The sequence below is a fragment of the uncultured Microbulbifer sp. genome (assembly GCF_913055755.1).
Classification (GTDB): domain Bacteria; phylum Pseudomonadota; class Gammaproteobacteria; order Pseudomonadales; family Cellvibrionaceae; genus Microbulbifer.
In genome coordinates this window covers 19,536-27,431 of record NZ_CAJXKH010000052.1, presented here as the reverse complement: position 1 = coordinate 27,431, position 7,896 = coordinate 19,536, and the positions used below count along the sequence as shown (strand labels likewise).

Here is a 7,896-nt window from a genome sequence, read left to right as displayed (position 1 = left end):
CCTGGCGCGGCTGCGTCCCCGGCCCGCAGATTCGCCCGGCAAACGGTGAAGACTACAACGGCCACGGCTCCCATACCGCCAGTACCGTTGCCGGTAACGTGCTCTACAACGCGCCCTATTCGCTGCCGCAACTGGCTGAGGTCAGCGACGGTCTCGATACCGGCTTCGATTTCGAAATGATTTCCGGTGTCGCCCCGCACGCCAACATCATCTCCTACCAGGTCTGTTACCCGGAAGCGGGCTGTCCCGGCGACGCGCTGGTGGCCGGTATCGAACAGGCGATCCAGGATGGCGTAGACGTTATCAACTACTCCATCAGCGGTGGCGTCGATCCGTGGAACTCCTCCACCGAGCTGGCGTTCCTCGCGGCCCGCGAGGCGGGCATCAGCGTTGCGGCTTCTGCCGGTAACGCGGGTCCGACCCTGCAGACCGTTAACCACGCGTCTCCCTGGCTGACCAGTGTGGCGGCGACCACCCACGGTCGTGAAATGGTGGTGGAAACTGCCGTCAGCTACGCCGGTTTTATCGACCCGGCGCGGGGCAGCGAAGTACCCGGTTGGTCCGAAACCGGACTCGCAGGCGGCTCGCTGAACAGTGAAGAAATCACCGGTGTCGTGGTATGGGCCAAAGACTACGAAGATGCAGAAGGCGTCAAGGATTACAATGGCTACTGCACCACGCCGTACGCCCCCGGCACCTTTGACTTCTACAAGGACGGCACAGAGATCACCGATCCGGCCACCGGCGGCACCGCTGCCAATGGCGATGTAAACGTCTTTGTCATCTGTCAGCGCCACCACCCGGATGACCCCAATGCCAACGCGCGCACCGCCAAGGTGACGAACGTCATGGCCGGTGGCGCCGATGGCTTCATCCTGTACAACCAGGACCGCGATCAGGGTACCGTTGCCGAAACCTACGAGCTGCCGTCGGTGCATTTCACCTACAGCCAGTGGTACGGAACCTACCCGACCTACGGTCTCAAGAACTGGGTGGACCACTACTCCGAGCTCGGTCATATGATCACCCTGAGCCCGGCTAAGGTTGAGCGTCGCATCGATCCGGCAGCTGCCGATCAGATGGCGGACTTCTCTTCCCGCGGCCCGTCCGTGATTCCGGAAAACCGCGAAGTGATGTCCCCGAGCATCTCCGCGCCGGGCGTGTCCATTTACGCCGCGTACGCGGATGAACATCCGTTCAGCGCAGCGGCTTCCGGCGACTACGCGACCCTACAGGGCACTTCCATGTCCGCGCCGCACGTCACCGGGGCCCTGGCCCTGATGACCGAGGCCCACCCGGACTGGACCCCGGCGGAAATCCAGTCGGCACTGCAGCTGACCGCGGTAACCGAGGTATGGGATCCCGCGCGCAACGGAAAAGCCATGACCTGGGCCACCGGCTCCGGGCGCATGGATGTGGCCGCGGCGATCGACGCCCAGTTGATCATGGATGTACCGGTAGCGCAGTACCTCGACGCCAACCCGGCCAACGGTGGCAACGTGGGTGCGCTGAATACCCCGTACATGATCGACATGAACTGTCGCCTGAGCTGTAGCTGGGTGCGCACCGTGGAAGCCACGGTGGATGGCACCTGGAACATCTCCACCAATGCCGAAGAGGCCAGCGTGGAGCTGAGCGCGAGCCCGGCCACCTTCACCCTGCAGGCGGGCCAGAAGCAAACTGTGGTGATCACCGGCAAGTGGGTCGACTCCCAGAGCTTCGAGGGTGCACCCTACGGCCTGAGCGTTTTTGGTGAAGTGCTGTTCGAGAACGCCGGTACCCCGGGTGAAACCGTGGCGCGTATGCCGGTGGAAATGAACCTGGCCGCAGGCGATCTGCCAACCGACATCAATATCACTGCCCACCGCGATCAGGACAAATACACCCTGTCCGGCATTCAGGTGAAAGATGCACCCCAGCTGACTGGCCGCGTATTTGCCAAAACCGCACCGACCATCGAAACCATCGAAGCTGCACAGCGTACCACCGGCGGCGGTACCAACCTGTTCCAAGTGACCAGCGACCCCGAAGATCCAACGGTGCACATGAGCTGGGTTTCCGTACCGGAGAACGCCGTGCGCCTGGTCGCCGAAGTGGTGGAAAACCTGCGTGGTGATGAACCTCCGGCAGTCGGCCTATACGGTCAGTTGGGCCTGTACGTGGGTATCGACCTCAACGGTGACGGTATTCCGCAGTTCGACTCCGAAGCCGTGTGCATGTCCAGGCTCAGCAGTGTCGATGCCAAGGACTTCTGTAATGTGAACTACCCGCAAGCGGGCAACTACTGGATCGCCTGGCAAAACCACACCGTCAAGGCAGCCAGCCTGAGCGAAGCGCCGGTAGATGGCTTCCGCGTGGCAACCGGTGTTGTCACCAGCGAGCAGGACAGCGATCTGACCCTGTCGATTCCTTCCAGCGCAGAAGCCGGTGAAGCCTTCGATCTGAGCATTGGCTGGCAGGAACTGGGCCTGGAAAAGGGCGAGTTCTTCTACAGCGCCTTTGACCTCGGCAGCAGCGCGATCAACGCCGGCAACCTGGGCATGGTGCCGTTCAAAATCACCCGTGGTGCCAACGATGTGGATATCGAAACTTCGCAGACCCGCGCGCGCGTGGGCGATGTGATCGATGTTACCGTCAAGGTGCAGCCAAACCTGGGTGGCTACGACCGCAGCTTCGAGCTGGCGAGCGTACTGCCGGAAGGTCTGTCTCTGGTCAACGGTAGTGTTACTAGCTACGGCCAGTACCAGGAAGGTGTGGTGGAAACCGACAATGGTTTCATGGTGACCGGTAGCCAGCCCAGCTCGGTTGACTGGAAGCCGGAGTATGTCATCACCAACTCCCTGGAAGACAGCATGTGTCGCACTCCGGACGTGGGCCTTGGCGATGGTTATATTGACCTGAAGCAGGCGGGTATTTACCCGGATCCCTATTTCGGCAGTACCTGGGGTGACGGTGTAACGCCCTTCCCGTTCAGCTGGGTGTGGCCGGGCTTTGAAGGCTACAGCTTCTACATGAACACGGAAGCGCCAGCGCTGGCGACCGATGCCATCTACATCCACCCGAACGGCGCCATCGATCTGAATGGCCTGATATCGCGTAGTTACGGCACTAACGCCTGGTTTGGTGACTACAGCTATACCCTGGGTACAGCGTTCCAGGTAGTGGGTGGCATGTGGTACGGCTTACCGGGTCGTGTATTCGGCGCGCTCTATAACCCGAGCGCCGACGACGAAGTCAACTCCGGTACCTCCGTGGCGTATACCGATAACCACCTGATTATCGAGTGGGACCGTATCGGTACCATCGATCCGTCCACGTCGCCCATGACACCGAAGGATGATCACCACGATGTTGAGTTTATCCTGAGCCGCGGCTACGACCACAGCGAAGGTGCTTACGAGATGTACCTGGCGTACGACAACCTGAATTGGGGTTCCCAGCTCACCGGCATGATGACCGTTGGTGATTATGCTTCAGCGGGTGTGCGCGGTATGAAATCGCCGGCGGACGCCTTCGGTGGCATCGGTGAATACGGTGACCTGTCTACCGCGATCGGTAACGGCAACCTGCCATCCGTACTGAACGACAACCAGGTGTTCTGCTTCGATTACCGCGGTCCGGAAACCTCGTCCTTCGAGGTGAGTTTCCAGGCGCGGGTGAATGCCAAAGCGACCGGCACAGTACAGACCATCGATGTTGCCAATGCGGTTGACGGCCTGGATACCCTGCAGGTAACCGCAGACATCACCGTGGCGAGCAACATCACCCTGGGTGAAATTGCTGACCAGCAGGTGAACGAGGACGAGGTGCTCGAAGGCATCACCGTGCTCTACGCTGATGAAGACAATGGTGCGAACGTGATCACTGTAACCGGTGAAAACGTAAGCGCTGACGTTCACGGCAATGAGTCCGGGTCCACCTTCGACCTGATCCCGGCGGAAAACTTCAGTGGCACCACCGAAGTGACGGTAACCGTTGCAGACGCGACTTTCCCGAACGACGCTATGTCCACCACCTTCATGTTGACCGTTATGGGCATCAATGATGCGCCGGTGGCCGCGGTCGCCAACGCCTCCATCACCGTTGAAGAGGGCACTGACGTGGTACTGGACGCCTCCCCGTCCACCGACCCGGAAGGCGATACCCTGAGCTTCAACTGGGCACAGACCAGCGGCAGCGACGTTGCCCTGGGCGACACTGCGGTGGTAACGCTGGCACAGCTGGCGGCAGGTGAGTATAGCTTCGAAGTGACCGTTTCTGACGGCATGGAAGAAAGCACTGCCACCGTGACCGTTACCGTGGCTGCAGCAGCTACCGAGAATCCGGTCGTAGAGGAAAAACCGAAGAAAAAAGGTGGCTCCGTCTACTATCTGCTGGCGCTGCTGGCAGCGGCGGGCCTGATCCGTCGTCGCAAGGTTACCTTGCACTAAGCGCAGGATGGAGGCCGTTGAGCGGTCTCCGTTCCACGCAATAGAAAAAGGGCCGACAATGTCGGCCCTTTTTTATTCTGCGATTTTATTCCCGTGCACATACCTCGCCTTCGGCCTCTATCGGGTCGACGGCTACCACTATCTTGCCTTTTTCCCTGGTCTGTAAGTAATCAAGAAATACCCAAGTTCAAATTGACTCTGACACCATTTTATATTTTTGACTTTGTCAACAGGACATTTAGTATTTGCTCCGACTCTCGCGTTTCAAAATCGCGCTGAATAAATTCCTCTCACGAGTACCAACATAATGCTGCGCAAATTTGTATTGTGCGCCGTTCTGGCAATTGTTTCGGGTTCTTTGTTTGCTATGTCTATTTTTGATGCAGGTAAGGTTTGTACATTTTCTGCTATTTCCGGCGTCATTCTGCATGATGGTCAACCGGTTTCCGGTGCCAGGGTAATCAGAGTTACCGATTACCAGAAAAAAAAGCAGGATGAGACGGTTACCGATAGTGAGGGGTACTTTGAACTCCCCGCGGTTTATGAGCGACACGTGGTCAATTTGTTGCCGCAGGAGTTTGTGGTCGGACAACTGATCAACGTTTCTCACAACGAGGAAGAGTTCAAAATATGGTCCGGTGTGAAGCGCAAACGGGAAGAAAACGCAGAATCCCGCGGTAAGCCCCTGGTGGTTACCTGTGAGTTGACCCGGGAAGACGAAATTATCAAAGTGGATGGACAGCCATTTATCACCAAGTGTAAATGGGATGTGGATCCGGACGTCAAGGAAGACATTTTTTAATTATGAAACTGACACCCACACAAGCGGCAAGCCTGTCCGACGAAGTCTATGCGCTGACAAAATTCCCGGTTCTGGAAGATGCCATTACCCACCTGAACCACGAATATGGCGGCCACCTTTCATTTTACGAAGAGAATATGCTCAAGGGGAAAACCGGTGGCCCCGCATTTATCAAGGTGCGGACGGCTTTCGGGTTTCTGTTGCTGGGTCAGAAAAACCTGAAAGGCAACGCATTCATACTGTTTCGCGGTACCCAGTATCTGGCAGACTGGCTGACCAACCTGAACCTAACCCTGTCGCCCTCCGCCAGCGGCCAGCCCGTGCACGATGGTTTCAATAAAGCCTTTCATTCCATGTTGCCGCAAATCGGCCCCTTTGTCCGATCGCTGCCGCCGGGAACCCATGTCCACTGCCTCGGGCACAGCCTCGGTGGCGCGCTGGCAACGATTGCCGCGGAGTGGGTGCGAAAAACCACCATCCACCTGCCAAAACTCTATTCTTTCGGCAGCCCCCGCGTCGGCCTGATCGGATTTTCCGAACAGTGTACCCGGCTGCTCAACGACGAGAATATATTCCGCGCATATCACCGTACGGATATTGTGCCCTGTATCCCGATCTGGCCCTTTGTGCATACGCCCAGTACCGACCGGGATTTCTTCCTGCCCTCTCCGGGGCTGATTCCCTGGAAGACCTATCACGACATGGCGCTGTATCAGAAATCGGTGGCAAGGAAGAGCTGGGAAGACATCCAGGCAATGCGGCCGCCGGCGAAAACTGACAGTGGCATTGAGGCCTGGCTGAAATCCAAGGCGGTGATCGGGCAGACCATGTCGGCGATTGAATGGCTGAACGAAGCGATTATCTATGTGGTGAAAAAATGCATGGAATTTGCCGGCCGGGTGATCAACTTTACCGCGACCACCTACTTTACCCTGATGGACCAGCTGGCCATGGTGCTGGATCGCGGGATTAAACTGCTCGTCGGCAGTGTGAGTCTGGTGCTGTTGCTGGTGAAGAAAATCATGCAGTTCCTGGGGATGACCCGGGCTCCGGATGCCGCCAGCGTCACCCACGATTTTCTGCGCAACCTGCTGATCAGGCTTTCCGCCAGGGTCAACGACATCAGCAGGCAGGCCCTGAGCGCCACGCTGGCGGATGGGCGAGGCTTGTAGACTACGCCCACCGCTTGATTACCATCCGCTGGAGAACAAATCCCGTATCTGCAAGAATGCTGGTTGGCATCGCAATCCGCGACAACAGCGAATCAGTGGGTGAAGAAAAGGATGGATAACGGGCTGCAGAAAAAGCAGGAGAAACGGCTGAGCTACCTGGCCAGGCAAACGGTTTACTGGATCCTTGCCTGCACCCTACTGTGCACGGCGCTGCCGAGCTTCGCCGCTTCGGCGCAACCGCAAAGCTTCCCCGAGCTGAGCCCGGCGGCTTCACCGGAGGAAGCCGGGTTTTCCACACGCAAGCTTAAAGAACTGGATACCCTGATCTCCCTCGACGTGGCCGCCGGGTTCCCGGGCGCGGTGCTGTTGATCATCCGCGATGGGAAGATCGTCAAGAACACGAGTTACGGCTATCGGCAGAAGTTTGCGGGTACAGAGCCGCTGAAAACGTTTGTGCCCATGACCACCGGCACGCTGTTTGATCTGGCCTCCAACACAAAAATGTACGCGACCAACTTTGCGCTGCAAAAGCTGGCGAGTGAGGGCCGGCTGGACCTGCAGGCCAGGGTGCGCGACTACCTGCCAGAGTTTCGGGATGGGGATGCTGATCAGATCCGTGGAAAAGACCAGCTGACCATCGCGGATGTACTGCACCACAGCGCCGGCTTTATGCCGGACCCGCAATACCACAATCGGTCGGTAGCCAAGGGGCTCTATTCCCAGAACCGAAGCACAACCAATCAAATGATTTCGCGGACACCGCTCGCCTACCCTCCGGGCACCGACAATGTTTACAGCGATGTGGACTATATGCTGCTGGGGCTGATAGTCGAGCGCATTACCGGGGAAAGGCTCGACGACTACGTGGAAAATTCCATATACGCTCCCCTGGGGCTGGCACATACCCGGTTCAATCCGTTGCAGAAGGGGTTTGCAGCAGCGGACTTTGCCGCAACCGAACTGCAGGGCAATACCCGCGGTGGCAGCATTGCCTTTCCCAATATCCGCACCGGCACCCTGCTCGGTCAGGTGCACGACGAGAAGGCGTTCTACTCCATGGCCGGGGTCTCCGGTCACGCGGGGCTATTTTCCACCTCAGGAGATCTGGCGGTGTTGCTACAGCTGATGCTGAATGGCGGTGGTTATGGCCAGGTCTCGGTATTTGATGCTCCGATCATCAGTGCATTCACCGCGCCGTCGGAAGTGGACCCCACCTTCGCCCTGGGCTGGAGAACCAATGGCGATGACAGCATGCAGTGGATGTTCGGCGAACACGCCAGCAATCGCGCCTATGGCCACACCGGGTGGACCGGCACCCTCACCGTCATAGACCCGGAATACGATCTGGGCATTGTTTTGCTCACCAACAAAAAGCACTCCCCGGTGATCAAGACCGGCAAGAATACCGGCAGGTTTATCGGGGATTTCTTTGCGGTTGGACGCTACGGTGAGGTGGTGTCGGCGGTATACGCGGCAATGGATATCTGAGGCC

4 protein-coding genes are annotated in these 7,896 nt (G+C 58.2%); all 4 read left to right on the top strand.

Going from position 1 to position 7,896, the window contains the following annotated elements; all coding sequences use genetic code 11:
• Nucleotides 1-4,430: S8 family serine peptidase (locus tag QZ511_RS10315; RefSeq protein ID WP_295802229.1), on the top strand; the 4,430-nt coding region annotated here is incomplete at its 5' end.
• A 307-nt stretch (nt 4,431-4,737) separates the two neighbouring features.
• A complete protein-coding gene (locus tag QZ511_RS10310) occupies nt 4,738-5,232 on the top strand; it encodes a carboxypeptidase-like regulatory domain-containing protein (protein WP_295802228.1) in 495 nt (164 codons plus the stop codon).
• Between the two features lie 2 nt (nt 5,233-5,234).
• Entirely contained in the window at nt 5,235-6,404 is a 1,170-nt protein-coding gene (locus QZ511_RS10305; RefSeq protein WP_295802227.1) for a lipase family protein, read from the top strand.
• 111 nt (nt 6,405-6,515) lie between these two features.
• Nucleotides 6,516-7,892, top strand: a complete 1,377-nt coding sequence (gene pbp4b, locus QZ511_RS10300; RefSeq protein WP_295802226.1) for a penicillin binding protein PBP4B — start codon at nt 6,516-6,518, stop codon at nt 7,890-7,892.
• Nucleotides 7,893-7,896: the final 4 nt, after the last annotated feature.